Below are 18,992 nucleotides of genomic sequence, written 5' to 3' on the forward strand. Positions count from 1 at the left end.
CTGCTGCCAGTCGGCAGACGGGATAGTTCACTGCGATACTCGCTTATTCATCTTAATTTGTTAACTTATGCGCCGCCGCCCGTGCGGCCGGTTTTACTGGTTATTTGTTCTGCACTTTTCCATCACTGTCTGATAATGAACTGAAAAATGAAAAAACTGGAAAACATTCACCTGCTTGTAATGCTGATTTTGCTGGTCGCTGTTGGCCAGATGGCGCAAACCATTTATGTGCCGAATATCGCGGATATGGCAACCAGTCTGGCGGTGAAACCCGGTGCCGTGCAGCGTGTGATGGCGGCCTATCTGCTGACGTACGGCGGCTCACAGCTGATTTACGGACCGCTCTCCGATAACATCGGGCGCAGACCGGTGATCCTGACCGGTCTGATGATTTTCCTGATTGGCGCGGCGGGCGCAATGATGTCGACCAGTCTGAATATGCTGATCCTGGCCAGTGCGGTTCAGGGGCTGGGTACCGGCGTGGCGGGCGTGATGGCGCGCACCATGCCGCGTGATTTGTACAGCGGCGGCGCACTGCGTCATGCCAACAGCCTGCTGAACATGGGAATTCTGGTGAGTCCGCTGCTGGCGCCGGTCATCGGCGGGGCTTTGTCTGCGTGGCTGGGCTGGCGTGCAAGCTTTGGTTTTCTGCTGATCCTGTGCGCGGGCGTGGCGTTTTCTATGTACCGCTGGCTGCCTGAAACCCGTCCGGGATTCACGGCTGATAATCCGCCGCGTAAAATGCTCGCCAGCCTGCGTTTACTCCTGGCCGACGCCAATTTCAGCCGCTATCTGGTAATGCTGGTGGGTGCGCTGGCCGGTGTGGCAGTTTTCGAAGCCAGTTGTGGCGTGCTGATGGGCGGTGTTCTCGGACTGAGCGGCGTGATGGTCAGCATCCTGTTTATCCTGCCGATCCCCGCGGCATTCTTTGGTGCCTGGTATGCCGGGCGTACCGAAAAAAGTTTCCAGCAGCTGATGTGGCATTCGGTCATCAGTTGTCTGCTGGCCGGGCTGGCGATGTGGATCCCGGGCTGGCTGGGCATCATGAATATCTGGACGCTGATCGTTCCCGCTTCTCTGTTCTTCTTCGGCGCTGGGATGTTGTTCCCACTGGCAACTACCGGTGCAATGGAGCCTTTTCCGTATCTGGCGGGTGCGGCGGGTGCGCTGGTGGGTGGCCTGCAAAATATGGGCTCAGGGCTGGTGGCGTGGATGTCCGCGATGTTGCCGCAAACCGGTCAGTTCAGTCTGGGCTTGCTGATGTTTGCGATGGCGGTGCTGATCTTGCTGTGCTGGTGGCCAATGTCCAACCGGCAGCAGGAGCAGGGCCACACGGTCTGATACTGTTTCCGGCGCATAAAAAAAGCAGAGCCTGAGCTCTGCTTTTTGTCTTTAAGGCATCCGGTCAGATAATAAATTCGTGCAACGCGGCGTCTTTACGGTCGAGATAATGCGTCGAGCGTATACGACGGATGGTGCGGGATTTACCGCGGATCAGCAGCGTTTCGGTGGTCGCCATATTCCCCGTGCGGCTGATGCCTTCCAGCAAATCGCCTTTGGTAATGCCGGTCGCGGAGAAAATCACGTTATCGTTGCGCGCCATATCATCAAGCAGCAGCACTTTACCGGCTTCAATCCCCATCGCCTGGCAACGCGCCAGCTCATCTTCGCCCATGCGGCGGTTTTCCGGTGTATCGCCTTTCACGTGATGACGTGCCAGTAAACGGCCTTGCATATCACCATCCAGCGCGCGGATCACTGCAGCGGAAATCACCCCTTCAGGTGCGCCGCCGATGCCGTACAACACGTCCACTTCGCTTTCCGGCATACAGGTCAGAATAGTTGCCGCCACGTCACCGTCCGGGAATGCGAACACACGCACGCCGGAGGCCAGCATTTCACGGATAGCGTCGTCATGGCGTGGTTTCGCCAAAACAGCCACAGTCAGTTCTGTCAGGGGTTTATCCAGCGCTCTGGCTACATTTGCCAGATTCTCAGCCAGCGTCAGGTTCAGATCGATAGCGCCTTTGGCACCCGGCCCGACGGCGATTTTTTCCATGTACATGTCCGGCGCATTGAGGAAAGACCCTTTGTCGCCGACGGCCAGAACGGCCAGTGCGTTGGATTGTCCCATTGCAGTCATGCGCGTACCCTCAATCGGATCGACCGCGATATCCACCGCATCGCCATTCCCGGTACCGACCTTTTCACCGATATACAGCATCGGCGCTTCATCAATTTCCCCTTCGCCAATGACGATAGTGCCGTCGATATCGACTTTGTTGAGCATGATGCGCATGGACTGAACGGCAGCGTTGTCGGCGAGGTTTTTATCACCCCGGCCCAGCCATTTATAACCGGCGAGCGCGGCAGCTTCGGTCACGCGGGAGAACTCGATTGCTAATTCACGTTTCATTGGAAAGCCTGTAGAAAGAAAAAAAGAGGTCGGTGAGGCAGGGCTCATCTGTGGAGCGATTTTAGCACAACGGGGAATCGGCATAAAAAAACTCCCCGTGCGGGGAGTTTCAGAAAGGTGTTGGCGATAATATCCGGCGATTACTCGTCGTGATCTTCCCACGAGCGAACGCGTGCCACCGCTTTTTGCCAGCCTTTATAGCGGACATTACGTTCCGTCGTTTCAATGCTTGGGCGGAATTCACGTTCGATAGTGGCTTTGCTGCGCACTTCTTCCAGATCGTTCCAGAAGCCGACGGCCAGACCTGCGAGGAAAGCAGAACCCAGCGCGGTGACTTCCAGCACTTCCGGACGCTCAACGCGGGTGCCCAGAATGTCTGACTGGAATTGCATCAGGAAGTTGTTGGCAACCGCGCCGCCGTCCACACGCAGCGCCTGCAGACGTGTGCCTGAGTCAGCCTGCATCGCATCCAGCACGTCGCGGGTCTGGTAAGCGATAGATTCCAGTGTTGCACGGATGATGTGGTTGCTGTTGGCGCCACGGCTCAGACCGAAGATGGCACCACGGGCATACGGGTCCCAGTAAGGCGCACCGAGTCCGGTGAAAGCCGGTACCACGTAAACGCCGTTGGTGTCTTTCACTTTAGACGCGAAGTATTCGGAGTCTGTTGCATCGCTGATCAGTTTCAGTTCGTCGCGCAGCCACTGAATCGAAGCCCCGCCAACAAACACCGCGCCTTCCAGTGCGTAGTTCACTTCGCCGCGCGGACCGCAGGCGATGGTGGTCAGCAGACCGTTTTTAGACGCGACCGCTTCAGTACCGGTGTTCATCAGCAGGAAGCAGCCGGTGCCGTAGGTATTTTTCGCCATACCCGGTTGCACGCAAAGCTGGCCGTACAGCGCCGCCTGCTGGTCACCTGCGATACCGGCGATAGGAATACGCGTACCGCCTTTACCACCAATGTTGGTCTGGCCGTAAATCTCAGAAGAAGGACGCACTTCCGGCAGCATTTCACGCGGAATATCCAGCGCTTCCAGCATACGGTCATCCCACTTCAGGTCGTGGATGTTGAACAGCATGGTACGTGAGGCGTTAGTGTAATCCGTTACGTGAACGCGTCCCTGAGTCATTTTCCAGACTAACCAGGTGTCAACGGTGCCGAACAGCAGTTCGCCACGTTTAGCACGCTCGCGGGAGCCTTCAACGTGATCGAGGATCCATTTCAGTTTGGTGCCGGAGAAATACGGGTCAACCACCAGGCCGGTGTTATGACGGATGTACTCTTCCATGCCATCTTTTTTCAGCTTTTCACAGATGTCAGCAGTACGGCGGCATTGCCACACAATCGCGTTATAGATTGGCTTGCCGGTTTCTTTTTCCCACACGATGGTGGTTTCACGCTGGTTGGTGATACCGATACCGGCGATCTGATCAGAGTTGATGTCGGCTTTCGCCAGCACTTCCACCAGCACCGAGCTTTGCGAAGACCAGATTTCCATCGGGTCATGCTCAACCCAGCCAGATTTAGGGTATATCTGGGTGAATTCGCGCTGTGAAACGCTGACGATGTTGGCATCGTGATCCAGAACCACGGCGCGTGAACTGGTCGTACCCTGGTCGAGTGCGACAATGTATTTTTTTTCGTGAGTCGTATCTGCTGACATAATGTTCATCCTGCGAATAAGTAAGCTGTGGAACAGTTTAGCCGATCAGGCCTTACGCTGTTTGGTTGGCTGCGGTGCTTTATCTTCAACCGGCACATTAATCTGATGTGGCAGATTGCGACTAATCAACGCTTTATAACCGGCGGCACCCAGGGCAGCACCCACCAGCGGACCGAAAATTGGCACCAGGAAATAAGGGATATCGCGGGCACCGGTAAAGGCGACTTTGCCCCAGCCAGCGAAGTAGGCGAAAAGTTTAGGACCGAAGTCACGCGCAGGGTTCAGGGCGAATCCGGTCAGTGGCCCCATTGATGCGCCGATAACTGCAATCAGAATACCGATCAGCAGCGGTGCCAGCGGGCCACGCGGCAGGCCGTTACCGTCGTCAGTCAGGCCGAGGATCAGCGCCATCAGAACTGCAGTAATCACGGTTTCAACGAAGAATGCCTGTAATACGCTGATGTGCGGGTTTGGATAGGTCGAGAAGATACCGGCCAGATCCAGACTTTCGACACTGCCGCGCACCATGTTGTGGCTTTGCTCGAAATCGAAGAACAGATTGTAATAAAGGCCGTAGACCAGTGCGGCGGCACAGAAGGCGCCTGCAACCTGTGCGATGATGTAAGGCAGAACTTTGCGTCCTTCAAAGTTCGCGAACAAACATAATGCGACGGTTACAGCCGGGTTCAGGTGTGCGCCTGAAATCGCGGCAGTCAGGTAGATGGCCATTGCCACACCAAATCCCCAGACGATACTGATTTCCCACTGGCCAAAGGATGCTCCGGCAAGTTTCAGCGCAGCAACACAGCCCGCACCGAAGAAAATGATAAGCCCGGTACCCAGAAACTCAGCGATGCACTGACCTTTTAATGTGGAACTCATGGTTTGGCTCATAGTTTGATCCTGCTAAGGATGATGTTAATGGTTAGTTATAGTTTTTCTGTCGTGCGTACGTGAACGTAATCGGATTTTGACGTTCATCATTAAATGAGAACGTAATGTGAATTTATCGTTAACGAGCATAAACGAGAAATAGCGAAATCAAATTTTGTGTGTCGTGTCATAAAAATGAGCGATTTCGCGTATTGGCTTAACTTGATGTAGAGCAAAAAGCACAGGGTTTAACATTTTATACGGGCGTTTGAGCCAAACGAACACCCCGCCGCATAGCACTACGGCGGCTAAGGTTATTCGGTATTAAGGACGATTTCTGGTAAGCGGTACCGCTTTTTAAGCATTTCCTGATACCCGGCACTGTTAAATTGCAACAGACTGCGTGGATAAAGGGGTTCTGGGTAGACAGGGCAAAGCTGGCTACATACAATCACCCGTTAAGACACCCGACGTTTATACGAAATTTTGAATTGAATTCGTTATGAAAATCGACGGAGTGCAGGAATTTTTGAGCCGTGTCCGGACGATGCGGCAGAACATAAGATGTGCGCCTTGCGAACATAAGGGGACCGAAAAATGTCATTTGAAGTATTTGAGAAATTAGAAGCTAAAGTTCAGCAAGCGATTGATACCATCACTCTGTTGCAGATGGAAATCGAAGAACTGAAAGAGCAGAACAACACCTTGTCTCAGGAAGTTCAGCAGGCCAGCGGCAATCACGAGTCTCTGGTGCGTGAAAACGCGCAGCTGAAAGAAGAACAACACGTCTGGCAGGATCGTCTGCGTGCACTGTTGGGAAAAATGGAAGAAGTCTGAGTACTTCCGCCATTCAATGAAAAAGGACGCCTCGGCGTCCTTTTTTGTGGCTGAAAACAGCGGTTTACTCGATATCGAGCGGATCTTCTGACAACACGATGCCGGTATTGTCGGCATACAGATGATCGCCGGAGAAGAAGGTGACGCCGCCAAAATTGACACGAATGTCGCTTTCGCCGATCCCTTCACTGCCTGCGCCCGCAGGAATGGCTGCCATCGCCTGAATGCCGATGTCGAGCTCTTCCAGATCGTCTACCTGACGGACAGCACCGTAAATCACAATGCCTTCCCATTCGTTTTGCAATGCCTGGCGTGCCAGTCCGGCATCCAGCAATGCGCGACGAACAGAGCCGCCGCCATCGACCACTAACACGCGGCCACGGCCATTTTCTTCCAGCAGGTCATAAAGCAAGCCATTATCTTCAAAGCATTTCACTGTCGTGATTTGCCCGCCAAATGAAGTACGGCCGCCAAAGTTGGAGAACAGGGGTTCGACGACATTCACTTCTTCATGGTAGATGTCGCAAAGTTCGGAAGTATCGTATTTCATAGGATTTCATCTGGTTGCTGCATGAGTGTTCAGTATATCCCTTTCCGGCAGATGTTGGCAAAATCATCAATTGTTAAATGTGAAAAGCAGCCCGATAAACGCACATCAGGCCAACTTTACTCAGTTGAGCAACAGACCCATCGCAAACAAGATGTTAGTCAGTAACGCCGCTTTTACCATATGTTCCAGAAGGGGACGTACTTCGGTGGATGTTTTAGCGCGCATCACACGCAGGACGTGTTTTGCCAGCATCGGAATCGCCAGAATAAACAACCAGCCAGTCCAGTGATGCAGATGCACGGCGGAGAATATCGCCAGACACACGACAGCGGCCGTCAAAATGGTTGCATGATAGCGGCGGGCATTGACCGGGCCGAGACGTACAGCCAGCGTGTTCTTGCCATTCGCACTGTCGGTTTCGATATCGCGCAAATTATTGATATTGAGCACCGCGGTCGAGAGCAAACCGGTCGCCGTCGCCGGTAACATCACGATCCAGTCGAAATAACCCGCCTGCAAATAGAATGTGCCCGCGACGCTTATCCAGCCGAAGAAAATCAGCACGGAAATATCACCCAGTCCCATGTAACCGTAAGGGCGCGTGCCGACGGTATAGGTGATGGCGGCGCCAATCGAGAGCAGACCGAGGATCAGAAAACCTACCACGTCGCTCGGTTTGTGGCAGGCAACGGCAATCAGTGCAATCCCGCAAACGATGGTCAGCGCAATAGTCAGCATGATGGCGCGCTTCATTTGTGCGGCCGTAATCAGGCCTTTTTGCATACCGCGCAATGGCCCGACGCGATCGGGGGTATCGCTGCCTTTTTCGGCGTCGCCATAGTCATTTGCCAGATTCGACAAAATTTGCAGACATCCGGCAGTCAGAAGTGCCAGAAGCGCGATAAGCGGATGGAAAACGCCTTGCAGGCTGGCAATGGCAGACCCCATGACGATAGAGGCAAAAGCCAGGGGCAACGTTTTTGGACGCAGGCTTTCCAGCCACGCGCGGGCAGGCGTTGTCGGGGTGCAGGGAGTCATTGTGCTCATAGGTGATTTCGCTCAGGTGAAGAATCAGTCCGAAATCTAAAAAAAATCAGGGAGGCAAACGCCTCCCTGAAGATCACTTTCGGAACGTATGAGCAAATTATAAGATAAAACGGCTCAGATCTTCATCAGCTACCAGCTGGTCAAGGTGGCTTCTAACATAATCTGCATCAATGTTTATAGAGATTCCGTTACTTTCACTCGCGTCATAGGAGATATCCTCCATCAAACGCTCCAGAACGGTATGCAGACGACGTGCACCAATGTTCTCGGTGGTTTCGTTCACCTGCCATGCTGCTTCGGCAATACGACGGATACCGTCAGCCGTGAAATCAATGGTCACGCCTTCGGTCGCCATCAATGCTTTGTACTGATGAGTCAGCGAAGCACTCGGCTCGGTCAGGATGCGCTCGAAGTCTTCAGTCGACAGCGCCTGCAGTTCCACACGGATTGGCAGACGGCCCTGCAATTCAGGGATCAGGTCTGACGGGCTGGCAGTCTGGAAAGCACCGGAGGCGATAAACAGGATGTGATCCGTTTTCACCATGCCGTGCTTGGTCGAAACCGTGCAGCCTTCTACCAGTGGCAGCAGGTCGCGCTGAACACCTTCACGGGAAACGTCAGGACCGGAGCTTTGGCCGCCGCGTTTACAGATTTTATCGATCTCATCAATAAACACGATACCGTGCTGTTCAACGGCTTCAATCGCCTGTTCTTTCAGCTCTTCCGGGTTCACCAGTTTTGCCGCTTCTTCCTCAATCAGCAGCTTATACGCTTCTTTGATTTTCAGTTTGCGCGGTTTCTGTTTCTGAGCCCCCATGCTCTGGAACATCGACTGGAGCTGATTAGTCATTTCTTCCATGCCCGGAGGGGACATGATTTCAACGCCCATCGGACCGGATGCCAGACTGATTTCGATTTCTTTATCGTCGAGCTGGCCTTCACGCAGTTTCTTGCGGAAGTTCTGGCGTGCAGCAGAAGGTTCCTGCGCTTCGTCGGCCTGTCCCCAGTTATTTTTCGCTGGCGGGATCAGCACGTCGAGAATGCGCTCTTCAGCCATTTCTTCGGCACGGTAACGGTTTTTCTCAATCGATTGCAGGCGCACCATTTTCACGGCGGAATCGGTCAGATCGCGGATAATAGAGTCTACTTCTTTACCGACATAACCCACTTCGGTGAATTTGGTCGCTTCAACTTTGATGAACGGCGCATTAGCCAGTTTGGCCAGGCGACGCGCGATTTCGGTTTTACCGACACCGGTCGGGCCGATCATCAGAATATTTTTCGGGGTGACTTCGTGGCGCAGCGCTTCATCAAGCTGCATACGGCGCCAGCGGTTACGCAAAGCAATGGCCACGGCGCGTTTCGCTTTATCCTGGCCAATGATGTAGCTGTCTAACTCGCTGACAATCTCGCGCGGGGTCATCTCAGACATAATTTTCGATCCTTACGCTTTAGAAGACAATTCTTCGATAGTGTGGAATTGGTTGGTGTAGATGCAGATGTCACCGGCGATGCTCAGCGATTTTTCGACGATGTCGCGTGCTTCAAGCTCTGAGTTTTCCAGCAATGCACGGGCTGCCGCTTGCGCGTACGGGCCACCGGAACCAATCGCGATCAGATCGTTTTCAGGCTGTATAACGTCACCGTTACCGCTGATGATAAGGGATGCGTTTTCATCGGCCACGGCCAGAAGGGCTTCCAGACGACGTAACATACGGTCAGTACGCCAGTCTTTTGCCAGTTCAACGGCGGCTTTCACCAGATGACCCTGGTGCATTTCCAGTTTGCGTTCGAACAGCTCAAACAGCGTGAAGGCATCAGCAGTACCGCCAGCAAAACCGGCGATCACTTTGTCGTTATACAGGCGACGTACTTTTTTGACGTTGCCCTTCATGACGGTATTTCCCAATGTGGCCTGGCCATCACCACCAATAACGACCTTGCCGTTGCGGCGTACACTTACAATTGTTGTCACGAGCGGTTCCTCGTTGCAGACGGAAAAGATCCCCGCAGGTTTGCGGGACACTGAGCGTGTCTCACAAACTTACGGGGCATATTGAAAGTATAGATTGGGGAAGGATTACGGGTTTTCAACCCCCGGTTGCGACGGGAATGCAACCGGAGATGCCAGCGCCTTTGAGGCGCGATAGTGTGCTGTCAGCACCAGAACGGCTGTTGTACGGGCCGATGACGACGCGACTCCAGCCACCGCCGGTGGTGATCCGGCCTTCAAAACCTTCGAATGCCAGCTTGGCGCGCTGGGATTCCGCCTGCTCAGACCCTTTGAACGAACCGCACTGAACCACAAAGTGCTGGGTTTTTTCCTGCGCTTTCGGTTTTTCTGGTGCGACCTGCGTGATTGCCGCCGGTTGTTGCGGTTTCGCCACTTCTTTCGGCACCTCTTTCACCGGTTCTTTGACCTGTGGTTTCGGTTTTGGCTGAACGGCCTGTGTTTGCACCTGAGCCTGCGGCGCACGTACTGGCTGCGTTTGCGGCGTATACGTTGGCTGCACCTGACGCGGCTGAGTCTGTACCGGTTGCTGCTGCGCGTACGTCGGCTGTTGTTGCTGAACCTGGCGCTGTGCTGGCGCTGTACGCGTTTGTGTCGCCTGATTCGGGTCGTTATACGGCACTTCCGACAATTGTGTCGGCGTCTGGCGCATATCGGCCTGCATCTGCTCGAGCAACTGACGTTGTTCCGGTGTCAGCTGCGTCTTGGATTCTACCTGACCCCCGGCAGTCGGCTCGGTTGGCGTGGTCACGCCCATCTGGCGGTTTTCCAGCTCTTTGATGTAGCGCCAGCGTTCTTCTGGCTTAGGTGGCAATCCATTACCCGGACGGACAGGATGCGTCGGCAATACCACCGCTTCTTCATGTTTATTGTGCGCAATAAAATAGAGGCCACCGACAAACACCACCAGCACCGCAACGGCTAACACCACCATGGTTTTGGAGATCGTTGGGGAACTGCGTTTTTTACTCCGGCTGGTACTTTTCCGCCGCGCTCCTGAGCGCCCACGGCTTACATAGTCTCTTTGTGCCACTATCGTTTCGCTGTGTCGTGATGAATGAAGAAGTGCGTCATGTTACTCAACCCTGAACATTTACTGAAATTAAAATCACTGAACAGCCATCAAAACTGACTCACGCTTTGGGAGCGGCGGTGCTTTCACGCACAACCAGTTCGCTGTCGAGCAGCAATGAACCGCTTTGTACCTGATTTCCCTGTAACTGCTCAAGTAATAATAACATGGCCTGACGACCAAGCTGGAATCTTGGCTGCGCGACGGTGGTCAGCGGAGGATCGGTATACTGGCTGGCCTTAATGTCATCGAAGCCGACAACCGAGAGATCCTCCGGGACGCGCAGACCCATTTTTTTCGCCTGGAACATCGCGCCAATCGCCATAATATCGTTATGACAAAAAATTGCCGTTGGCGGCTCCGGCAGCGACATCAGTTCGGTAACAGCCTGTGCGCCGGATTCATAACTAAAATCACCGTCAACCGTCAGCTGCTTTTCGACGCTTAGCCCGTTACGGCGCAGTGCCTGCACATAGCCTTGTGAACGGTACTGGCACAGCGGCATATGTTTCGGCCCGGCGATGCAGGCAATGCGCTGATGTCCCAGTTTGAGAAGATAATGTACGGCTTCAAACGCGGCGGTCAGGTTGTCGATGTGTACCGTTGGCAGTTCCAGTTCCGGCGCAAATTCGTTAGCCATCACCATCGGTGGCAGATTGCGCTGTTCTTCCTTGCTGGCGTCGAAAGGTAAATCGGAGCCGAGCAGCAACATGCCGTCAATTTGCTTGGTAATGATCAGATTGATAAAGGTTTTTTCTTGCTGATTCTGTTGGGCGCAATCGCCGATGAGCACCAGATAACCGCTTTCAGCCGCTGTGCGTTCGATCCCCTGGATCAGGTCTGAAAAAAACGGATCGCAGATGTCCGGGACGATCACCAAAATCGTACGCGATTCGTTACGTTTCAGGTTGCGGGACAGGGCGTGAGGAGAATAACCCACAGCCATGACGGCCTGATCAACCTTTTGACGGGTAGAGGCGGAGACTTTCTCCGGATTCATTAACGCGCGGGATACCGTTGCTGTTGAAACGCCTGCTTGTTCAGCCACATCTTTCATTGTCGCGGCGGGTAATTCTTTCTTGTGCTCCAACGTCTCTCTCCTTGCAACAGCATCAAACTGACACAACAACATCAACATTCCTCACCTGGCTACCGATGATGTGTAGCACATCACATTCTAAACAGAATGTGAGTAGGATTTGTTACCTAATTTGCATTAAAAGTGTGATGCAGATGCTTTTTTCGATCCATCACGCAGAAATCCTGACTAATTATGCGGATTCCCTTCAGGGATCAGCTGTCAATCGGGTCCACATCCAGCGTCCATTTCACTTTTTTAGCCTGCGGCAGGCTGGCAATCAACGGCTGAGAACTTTTGATCAGATGCTGTAAAACGCGCCGTGAAGGATGCTGTAGCAGCAACTGCCAGCGGAAGCGTCCGCTGCGTTTAGGCTGCAAGGCGGGAACCGGCCCTAAAATCCACAGCGAATCATCTTTCAGCGGGCTGGATTCGAGCAAATTGCGTAACTGCTGGAGAAACAGCGCGGACTGCTGATTATCGTGATCTTCAGAGCGGATCAGAATATGGCTGGTAAAAGGAGGAAGAAACACGCTTTTGCGCTCCGCCAGCGTTTGTCTGGCGAACTCGTCATAGCCTTGCTGTAACAGAACCTGCAATAACGGATGTTCCGGATGGTGCGTCTGCAACACGACTTCACCCTGTTTCCCTGCACGACCGGCACGACCGGAAACCTGAGTATAAAGCTGGGCAAAGCGCTCGGCAGAACGAAAGTCCGCCGAGAACAGCGCGCCGTCGACGTCTAATAATGACACCAGTGTGACGTCCGGGAAGTGATGCCCTTTCGCCAGCATCTGCGTGCCGATAAGAATGCGCGCGCCGCCGCGATGGACTTCATTCAGATGTTGTTCCAGCGAGCCTTTACGGCTGGTGGTATCGCGGTCAATTCGCGTGATGGGCGTATCCGGGAACAACGGCGCGAGTTCGTTTTCCAGCTGTTCGGTACCAACACCGACGGAAACCAGTTGTGTCGATCCGCAGTGCGGACACTGATGCGGCACAGCGCGCTGGCTGTCGCAATGGTGGCAGCGCAGCTGGCGCTGATTCTGATGCAGGGTGTAATAGTGGTCACAGCGCTGGCATTCGGCAATCCAGCCGCATTCGTGGCAAAGCAGGGCAGGTGCATAACCCCGGCGATTCAGGAACAACATCACCTGATTATCGGCTTTCAGATGTTCCTGCATTTTTTGGATCAGCGGCTGCGACAGCCCGACTTTCAGCTGCAACCCTTTTAAATCCAGCAAATTCTGCCGGGCAAGTTTGGCATTCCCGGCGCGCTTGGTCAGTTTGAGCTGGCGATATTTCCCCAGTTCCACGTTGTGCAGGGTTTCCAGCGCAGGGGTCGCAGAGCCCATAATAATCGGGATATTTTCCGCATGAGCGCGGTATACCGCCAGATCCCGCGCGTGATAACGCCAGCCTTCCTGCTGCTTATAAGAACTGTCGTGTTCTTCATCGATAATAATAACGCCGAGACGCGCGAATGGCGTAAAGAGCGAAGAGCGCGTACCAATCACAATGCCTGCTTCGCCATTACGCGCCCGCAGCCAGACGGCGAGACGCTCACTGTCGTTCAGGCCGGAATGCAGCACATCCACCGGCGCGCTGAAACGTTCGCGAAAACGCGCGATGGTTTGCGGCGTCAGGCCAATTTCCGGCACCATCACCAGCGCCTGCCGCCCTTGCGCCAGAATGTTTTCCAGTACGCTCAGATACACTTCGGTTTTACCTGAACCGGTCACACCGGCCAGCAGCCAGGCGGAAAACTGCTGATCTTCACTGCGGATCGCGCCAACGGCGGTGGCCTGTTCAGTATTGAGCCGTAAACGCTCGCCGACCACCGAGAAATCTTTGCGCCAGTCGAGCGTGGCGGGCGCGATGCTGCGTAAATCCGTCAGACCTTTGGCGCGTAACGCCTGCAACGCCGTATCCGTGAGATCAAGATCGGCGACCTGATGGCGATACAGCGGCTTTTGCATCAGCGCAGCCATGGCCTGCTGCTGTTTTGGCGCACGTTTGAGGCTGTCGAGCGGCGTAGCGCGCCCCTGTTCGGTGGCGAACCATTGCCATAGCGGCGTCAGTTCGGCGGGTTTCCCCTGGCGCAGTAATACCGGCAGCGCATGGAACAGCACTTCACCAATCGGATAATGATAATAGTCGGCTGCCCAGAACAGAATGCGCCACAAATCAGGGGTAAACAGACTGGAACTGTCGAGCACTTCGCGTACCGGTTTCAGCTTATCCAGGCCAAAATCACTGGATTCACTGACGTTGACGACAATGCCGATAGCGTCGCGTTTACCGAAAGGCACACTGACCCGGCAACCCTTTGAAACCGCCATGTCAGGTGGCAACAGATAGTCGAAAGTACGGGCAAGCGGGACAGGTAAAGCAACGTGGGCAACAGGCATTGTGGATCCAGACTATAAAAAAATGACGAGATAGTGTACACTGTGTCCTTCGAAATGCATGAACATCATTGCGCGGTTCTCAGAGATTCTGTATGATTCGCCGCCTTTGGTGCATTTCGTACTCAAAGCCTATCATCCACTACGCGTGGTGTCTGACAGAACAGGGTTGGATAGCGACGCGGCCTTAAGAAGAGGTTTTCCATGAAAAAAGGTATTCACCCTAAATACGTAGAAGTTACTGCAAACTGCTCATGCGGTAACGTTATCAAAACTCACTCAACTGTGGGTCACGATCTGAACCTGGACGTTTGTGGCGAATGTCACCCGTTCTACACTGGTAAGCAACGTGAAGTGGCTACCGGTGGCCGCGTTGACCGCTTCAACAAGCGTTTCAGCGTTCCAAGCAGCAAATAAGCTACGCTTGAGAGCAAAAAAAGGCGCCTTAGGCGCCTTTTTTGTTGCCTGTCGTTTCACTTCCCGCCAGACAAACCTTCTTTTCTCACAAAGACACTGAAAAAACGCGCGACGGGTCGCACGGTCTTTCAGCATATCTCTGTGCAGCTGCGATCAGTATTCCCAGGTATCAGGATCCACACCCAGTTCACGCATCAGGATCTTCGCCGCTTCCGGGATTTCGTCACTGCGTTCTTTACGCAGGTCTTCGTCATTCGGCAAAGGCTGACCGGTGAAGGCATGAAGGAAAGCTTCACACAATAATTCACTGTTGGTCGCATGACGCAGGTTGTTCACCTGGCGACGGGTACGCTCATCAGTCAGAATTTTGAGGACTTTCAGCGGAATGGATACCGTAATTTTCTTAACTTGTTCGCTTTTCTTACCGTGTTCAGCGTAAGGGCTGACATATTCGCCGTTCCACTCAGCCATGGGACACCTTAAATTTATCAAAAAATAAAATTCTGAAAACCGCGTGATTATGCCCGATTTTCACTGTTCTCACTAAATAAATGTCGGAATTTGACAGGGATATCTCACGATTTCTCCTGCGGCATTATTCGTTTTGTCACCTTGCGCTCAATAACCTCAGCGCGACAGATCTGCCTGACATCTTCATTAACGCCATAATTTTAGCGGGTATTGCTCTGTTGCTCAATCTATACGCAAAGAAGTTTAGATGTCCAGATGTATTGACGTCTATAACTCCGGGCGTTACTCTTGACACCCTCATCCTCCGCATTTCGTCAGGAAGAAATGATTATGACGCACAAGCAAGCCACCATTGCCGTAGGCAGTGGCCTGAACAATGATCAGCAATATGGTTGTGTTGTTCCGCCAATCTACCTTTCCAGTACCTACAACTTTGAAGATTTCAATCAGCCAAGAGCCCATGACTATTCGCGTCGCGGTAATCCGTCACGTGATGTTGTCCAGAAAGCGCTGGCGGATCTGGAAGGCGGTGCCGGCGCGGTACTGACCAGCAGCGGTATGTCTGCTATTCATCTGGTGTGTACAGTCTTTCTGAAACCTGGCGATTTACTGCTGGCACCGCACGATTGCTACGGCGGCAGCTATCGTCTGTTCGACAGCCTGAGCAAACGCGGCGCGTATCGCGTGCTGTTTGTCGATCAGGGCGACCCGCAGGCGCTGGCCGAAGCACTGAAAGAACAACCGAAGCTGGTGCTGATAGAAACCCCGAGCAACCCGTTGCTGCGCGTGGTGGATATTCAGGCGATTTGTGACGCATCCCGCGCCGCCGGTGCGCTGACCGTGGTGGATAACACCTTCCTCAGCCCGGCGTTGCAAAATCCGCTACAACTTGGCGCGGATTTAGTCGTTCATTCGTGTACGAAATATCTTAACGGGCATTCTGATGTGGTCGCCGGTACGGTAATATCTAAGACCGCCGAACACGCGACAGAACTGGCGTGGTGGGCGAACAACATTGGTGTGACCGCTGCAGCTTTTGACAGCTATCTGTTATTGCGTGGTCTGCGCACGCTGACGGTTCGCGTGAAACAGCAGCAGGAAAATGCACTGGCAATTGTTGCTTATTTACAGAAACAATCGCAGGTCAAAAAGCTGTATCATCCGTCGCTGCCGGAAAACCAGGGGCACGACATTGCCCGCCGTCAGCAACGTGGCTTCGGTGCCATGATCAGTTTTGAATTTAACGGAGATGAAGCTCAGCTGCGTCATTTCCTGAAAGAATTGAAGTTATTTACCCTCGCAGAATCACTGGGGGGCGTCGAAAGCCTGATTTCTCATACCGCGACCATGACGCACGCTGGCATGGCGCCGGAAGCGCGTAAAGCCGCCGGGATTTCTGACAGCTTGCTCCGTATTTCTGTAGGTCTTGAAGACAGCGAAGATTTGATTGCTGATCTGGAACATGCATTCCAGTCAGTGGCAACGAGGTAAGTATGAATGCAATAGCGGTTGCAGCGCCGGCGGGAAGCCGTCAGTTGCACAAATTTGGTGGTAGCAGTCTGGCCGACGTGAAATGTTATCTGCGCGTCGCCGGGATCATGGCCGAGTATGCCAAACCGGGCGACATGATGGTGGTGTCGGCGGCGGGCAGTACAACCAACCAGCTGATCAGCTGGCTGAAACTCAGCCAGACAGACAGAATTGCCGCGCATCAGGTTCAGCAGGCTTTGCGCCGTTATCAGAGTGATTTGATAACCGGCCTGTTGCCGCCGGAAATGGCCGAACCGCTTATTGCTTCGTTTATTCATGATCTCGAACGTCTGGCTGTTTTGCTTGATGGCAAAATGACTGATGCGATTTACGCCGAAGTCGTCGGGCACGGTGAAGTCTGGTCTGCGCGCCTGATGTCTGCGGTGCTGTGCAAACTGGAATTACCGGCCGCCTGGCTGGATGCGCGTGAATTCCTGCGTGCCGAACGTGCCGCTCAACCTCAGGTCGATGAAGGCCGTTCGTATCCGCTGCTGCAACAACTGCTGGCGCAACATCCTCAGCAATATCTGGTCGTCACCGGCTTTATCGCCCGCAGCGATGCGGGTGAAACCGTACTGTTGGGACGTAACGGCAGTGACTATTCCGCCACCCAGATTGGCGCACTGGCTGATGCCAGCCGCGTGACCATCTGGAGTGACGTGGCCGGTGTTTACAGCGCTGACCCGCGTAAAGTGAAAGATGCCTGCCTGCTGCCGTTGCTGCGTCTCGATGAAGCCAGTGAACTGGCGCGTCTGGCGGCTCCGGTGCTGCACACCCGTACGCTTCAGCCGGTTTCCGGCAGCGATATCGATTTACAGCTGCGTTGCAGCTATCAGCCGGAGCAGGGCTCAACGCGTATTGAACGCGTGCTGGCTTCCGGTACCGGTGCAAAAATTGTCACCAGTCACGATGATATTTGTCTGATCGAGATGGTCATTCCATCCGGCCACGATTTTGGCCTGGCGCAAAAAGATGTCGAGCTGCTGCTCAAACGCGCGCAGATCAAACCGCTGTGTACCGGCATTCACCCGGACCGTAATTTGCTGCAACTGTGCTACACCTCCGAAGTGGCGGGAAGCGCCTTGCAAGTTATTGAAGAAGCGGCACTTCCGGCGCGTCTGACGCTGCGTGAAGGGCTGGCGCTGGTAGCGCTGGTCGGTGCGGGCGTGTGCAAGAACCCGCTTCACAGCCACCGTTTCTATCAGGAAATGAAGGATCAGCCGGTAGAGTTTATCTGGCAGGCGGAAGACGGTATCAGTCTGGTCGCCGTGCTGCGTATCGGCCCGACCGCGCACCTGATTCAGGGGCTGCACAAAACGCTGTTCCGTGCTGAAAAGCAAATCGGTCTGATGCTGTTTGGTAAAGGCAATATCGGTTCCCGCTGGCTGGAACTGTTTGCCCGCGAGCAAAAGAACATTTCTGCCCGCAGCGGTTTTGAGTTTGTGCTGGCCGGTGTGGTCGACAGCAAGCGCAGTTTGCTCAATTACGAGGGACTGGATGCCAGCCGTGCTCTGGCCTTCTTTGATGATGAATCGCAGGCGCACGACGAAGAATCGCTGTTCCTGTGGATGCGTGCGCATCCCTATGACGATTTAGTGGTGCTGGACGTCACCGCCAGCGCCGAACTGGCCGATCAGTATCTGGATTTCGCCAGCTATGGTTTCCACGTCATCAGCGCCAACAAACTGGCGGGCGCGTCGGATACCCATAAATACCGTCAGATCCGCGACGCGTTTTCCAAAACCGACAGCCACTGGCTATATAACGCCACGGTCGGTGCCGGTTTACCGGTTAACCATACGGTGCGTGATTTACGCGAAAGCGGCGACAGTATTCTGGCCATCAGCGGGATTTTTTCCGGCACATTGTCCTGGCTGTTCCTGCAATTTGACGGCACGCTGCCGTTCACCGAACTGGTGGATTTGGCGTGGCAACAGGGGCTGACTGAACCGGATCCGCGTGATGATTTATCCGGTCAGGATGTGATGCGTAAGCTGGTGATCCTGGCGCGTGAAGCCGGTTATGACATCGAGCCGACGCAGGTTCGAGTGGAATCACTGGTGCCGGAAAGCTGTGCGCACGGTTCTGTCGATCAGTTCTTTGAAGACGGCGAGGCGCTGAACCAGCAAATGCTACAGCGTCTGGAAGCTGCCCGCGAAATGGGTCTGGTGCTGCGCTACGTAGCGCGTTTCGATGCGAACGGCAAAGCACGCGTTGGAGTTGAAGCTGTGCGTGAAGATCATCCTCTGGCTTCCCTGTTGCCATGCGATAACGTGTTTGCCATCGAAAGTCGCTGGTATCGCGATAACCCGCTGGTGATCCGCGGGCCGGGGGCAGGACGTGATGTCACCGCCGGTGCATTGCAGTCTGACCTTAACCGCCTGACGCAACTTCTGTAATTTATCTCAGCCCTTCCGGTACTTACCGTAAGGGCTGTTCTTCACTTTTCCGCACCTTCCCCGCAGCAAAACCTTCCCAAAGTGAAATTCTTTCAGATTGCGTGAAGATTAATCATCCCTTGCCCTCATTTTAACGTTGACACTTTGTCCGCTTTACGTCATTTTCTATCTATACGTTTAGACGTCCAAACGTCCATCATAACGAATCATAATAAAACG

At 53.8% G+C, this 18,992-nt stretch carries 16 protein-coding genes; 5 read left to right on the forward strand and 11 right to left on the reverse strand.

What is annotated here, in order from left to right:
* The first annotated feature begins 147 nt into the window (after window positions 1-147).
* Window positions 148-1,341, forward strand: coding sequence for a multidrug efflux MFS transporter EmrD (gene emrD, locus CKQ54_RS03935; RefSeq protein WP_120163793.1), 1,194 nt, complete (start codon window positions 148-150; stop codon window positions 1,339-1,341).
* Window positions 1,342-1,405: 64 nt separating this feature from the next.
* Here the strand turns inward: emrD and glpX are convergent, their stop codons facing one another.
* From glpX to CKQ54_RS03950, 3 genes are all read right to left on the reverse strand, one after another.
* Window positions 1,406-2,416, reverse strand: a complete 1,011-nt coding sequence (gene glpX, locus CKQ54_RS03940; protein WP_113877617.1) for a class II fructose-bisphosphatase — start codon at window positions 2,414-2,416, stop codon at window positions 1,406-1,408.
* 140 nt (window positions 2,417-2,556) lie between these two features.
* Window positions 2,557-4,080, reverse strand: coding sequence for a glycerol kinase GlpK (gene glpK / locus CKQ54_RS03945; protein WP_112289342.1), 1,524 nt, complete (start codon window positions 4,078-4,080; stop codon window positions 2,557-2,559).
* A gap of 45 nt (window positions 4,081-4,125) precedes the next feature.
* A complete protein-coding gene (locus CKQ54_RS03950; protein WP_120163792.1) occupies window positions 4,126-4,974 on the reverse strand; it encodes an MIP/aquaporin family protein in 849 nt (282 codons plus the stop codon).
* 576 nt (window positions 4,975-5,550) lie between these two features.
* On the opposite strand from CKQ54_RS03950, the gene zapB reads away from it, so the two are divergent.
* On the forward strand, window positions 5,551-5,790 hold the full coding sequence (zapB, locus tag CKQ54_RS03955) for a septal ring assembly protein ZapB (RefSeq protein WP_013577585.1): 240 nt from the start codon (window positions 5,551-5,553) through the stop codon (window positions 5,788-5,790).
* A gap of 64 nt (window positions 5,791-5,854) precedes the next feature.
* Here zapB and rraA read toward each other — a convergent pair whose 3' ends face one another.
* The 7 genes from rraA to priA form a co-directional block, all read right to left on the reverse strand.
* Window positions 5,855-6,340: a ribonuclease E activity regulator RraA gene (gene rraA, locus CKQ54_RS03960; RefSeq protein ID WP_104923992.1), complete on the reverse strand. Its 486-nt coding sequence runs from the start codon at window positions 6,338-6,340 to the stop codon at window positions 5,855-5,857.
* Between the two features lie 120 nt (window positions 6,341-6,460).
* Window positions 6,461-7,387: a 1,4-dihydroxy-2-naphthoate polyprenyltransferase gene (locus CKQ54_RS03965; protein ID WP_120163791.1), complete on the reverse strand. Its 927-nt coding sequence runs from the start codon at window positions 7,385-7,387 to the stop codon at window positions 6,461-6,463.
* 97 nt (window positions 7,388-7,484) lie between these two features.
* Complete coding sequence (hslU, locus tag CKQ54_RS03970; protein ID WP_112289345.1) at window positions 7,485-8,819, reverse strand: HslU--HslV peptidase ATPase subunit; 1,335 nt, start codon at window positions 8,817-8,819, stop codon at window positions 7,485-7,487.
* A gap of 12 nt (window positions 8,820-8,831) precedes the next feature.
* On the reverse strand, window positions 8,832-9,362 hold the full coding sequence (gene hslV, locus CKQ54_RS03975; RefSeq protein WP_015690599.1) for an ATP-dependent protease subunit HslV: 531 nt from the start codon (window positions 9,360-9,362) through the stop codon (window positions 8,832-8,834).
* 115 nt (window positions 9,363-9,477) lie between these two features.
* Window positions 9,478-10,431 carry a cell division protein FtsN gene (gene ftsN, locus CKQ54_RS03980; RefSeq protein ID WP_120163790.1) on the reverse strand — a complete coding sequence of 318 codons (954 nt, stop codon included), beginning with the start codon at window positions 10,429-10,431 and terminating at the stop codon, window positions 9,478-9,480.
* Window positions 10,432-10,531: 100 nt separating this feature from the next.
* On the reverse strand, window positions 10,532-11,560 hold the full coding sequence (gene cytR / locus CKQ54_RS03985; protein WP_112289347.1) for a DNA-binding transcriptional regulator CytR: 1,029 nt from the start codon (window positions 11,558-11,560) through the stop codon (window positions 10,532-10,534).
* A 203-nt stretch (window positions 11,561-11,763) separates the two neighbouring features.
* Entirely contained in the window at window positions 11,764-13,959 is a 2,196-nt protein-coding gene (gene priA, locus CKQ54_RS03990; protein ID WP_120163789.1) for a primosomal protein N', read from the reverse strand.
* Between the two features lie 201 nt (window positions 13,960-14,160).
* On the opposite strand from priA, the gene rpmE reads away from it, so the two are divergent.
* On the forward strand, window positions 14,161-14,373 hold the full coding sequence (gene rpmE, locus CKQ54_RS03995; RefSeq protein WP_112289349.1) for a 50S ribosomal protein L31: 213 nt from the start codon (window positions 14,161-14,163) through the stop codon (window positions 14,371-14,373).
* 153 nt (window positions 14,374-14,526) lie between these two features.
* On the opposite strand, the gene metJ is transcribed toward rpmE, so the two are convergent.
* The gene (gene metJ, locus CKQ54_RS04000) at window positions 14,527-14,844 is read right to left on the reverse strand and encodes a met regulon transcriptional regulator MetJ (protein WP_004392248.1); all 318 of its coding nucleotides are present in this window, start codon (window positions 14,842-14,844) and stop codon (window positions 14,527-14,529) included.
* Window positions 14,845-15,174: 330 nt separating this feature from the next.
* Here metJ and metB point away from each other — a divergent pair, with 330 nt between their 5' ends.
* Entirely contained in the window at window positions 15,175-16,335 is a 1,161-nt protein-coding gene (gene metB, locus CKQ54_RS04010) for a cystathionine gamma-synthase (protein WP_120163787.1), read from the forward strand.
* A 2-nt stretch (window positions 16,336-16,337) separates the two neighbouring features.
* A complete protein-coding gene (locus CKQ54_RS04015; RefSeq protein WP_120163786.1) occupies window positions 16,338-18,773 on the forward strand; it encodes a bifunctional aspartate kinase/homoserine dehydrogenase II in 2,436 nt (811 codons plus the stop codon).
* Window positions 18,774-18,992: the final 219 nt, after the last annotated feature.

It is taken from the genome of Rahnella variigena (assembly GCF_003610915.1).
In the GTDB taxonomy this organism is placed as follows: domain Bacteria; phylum Pseudomonadota; class Gammaproteobacteria; order Enterobacterales; family Enterobacteriaceae; genus Rahnella; species Rahnella variigena.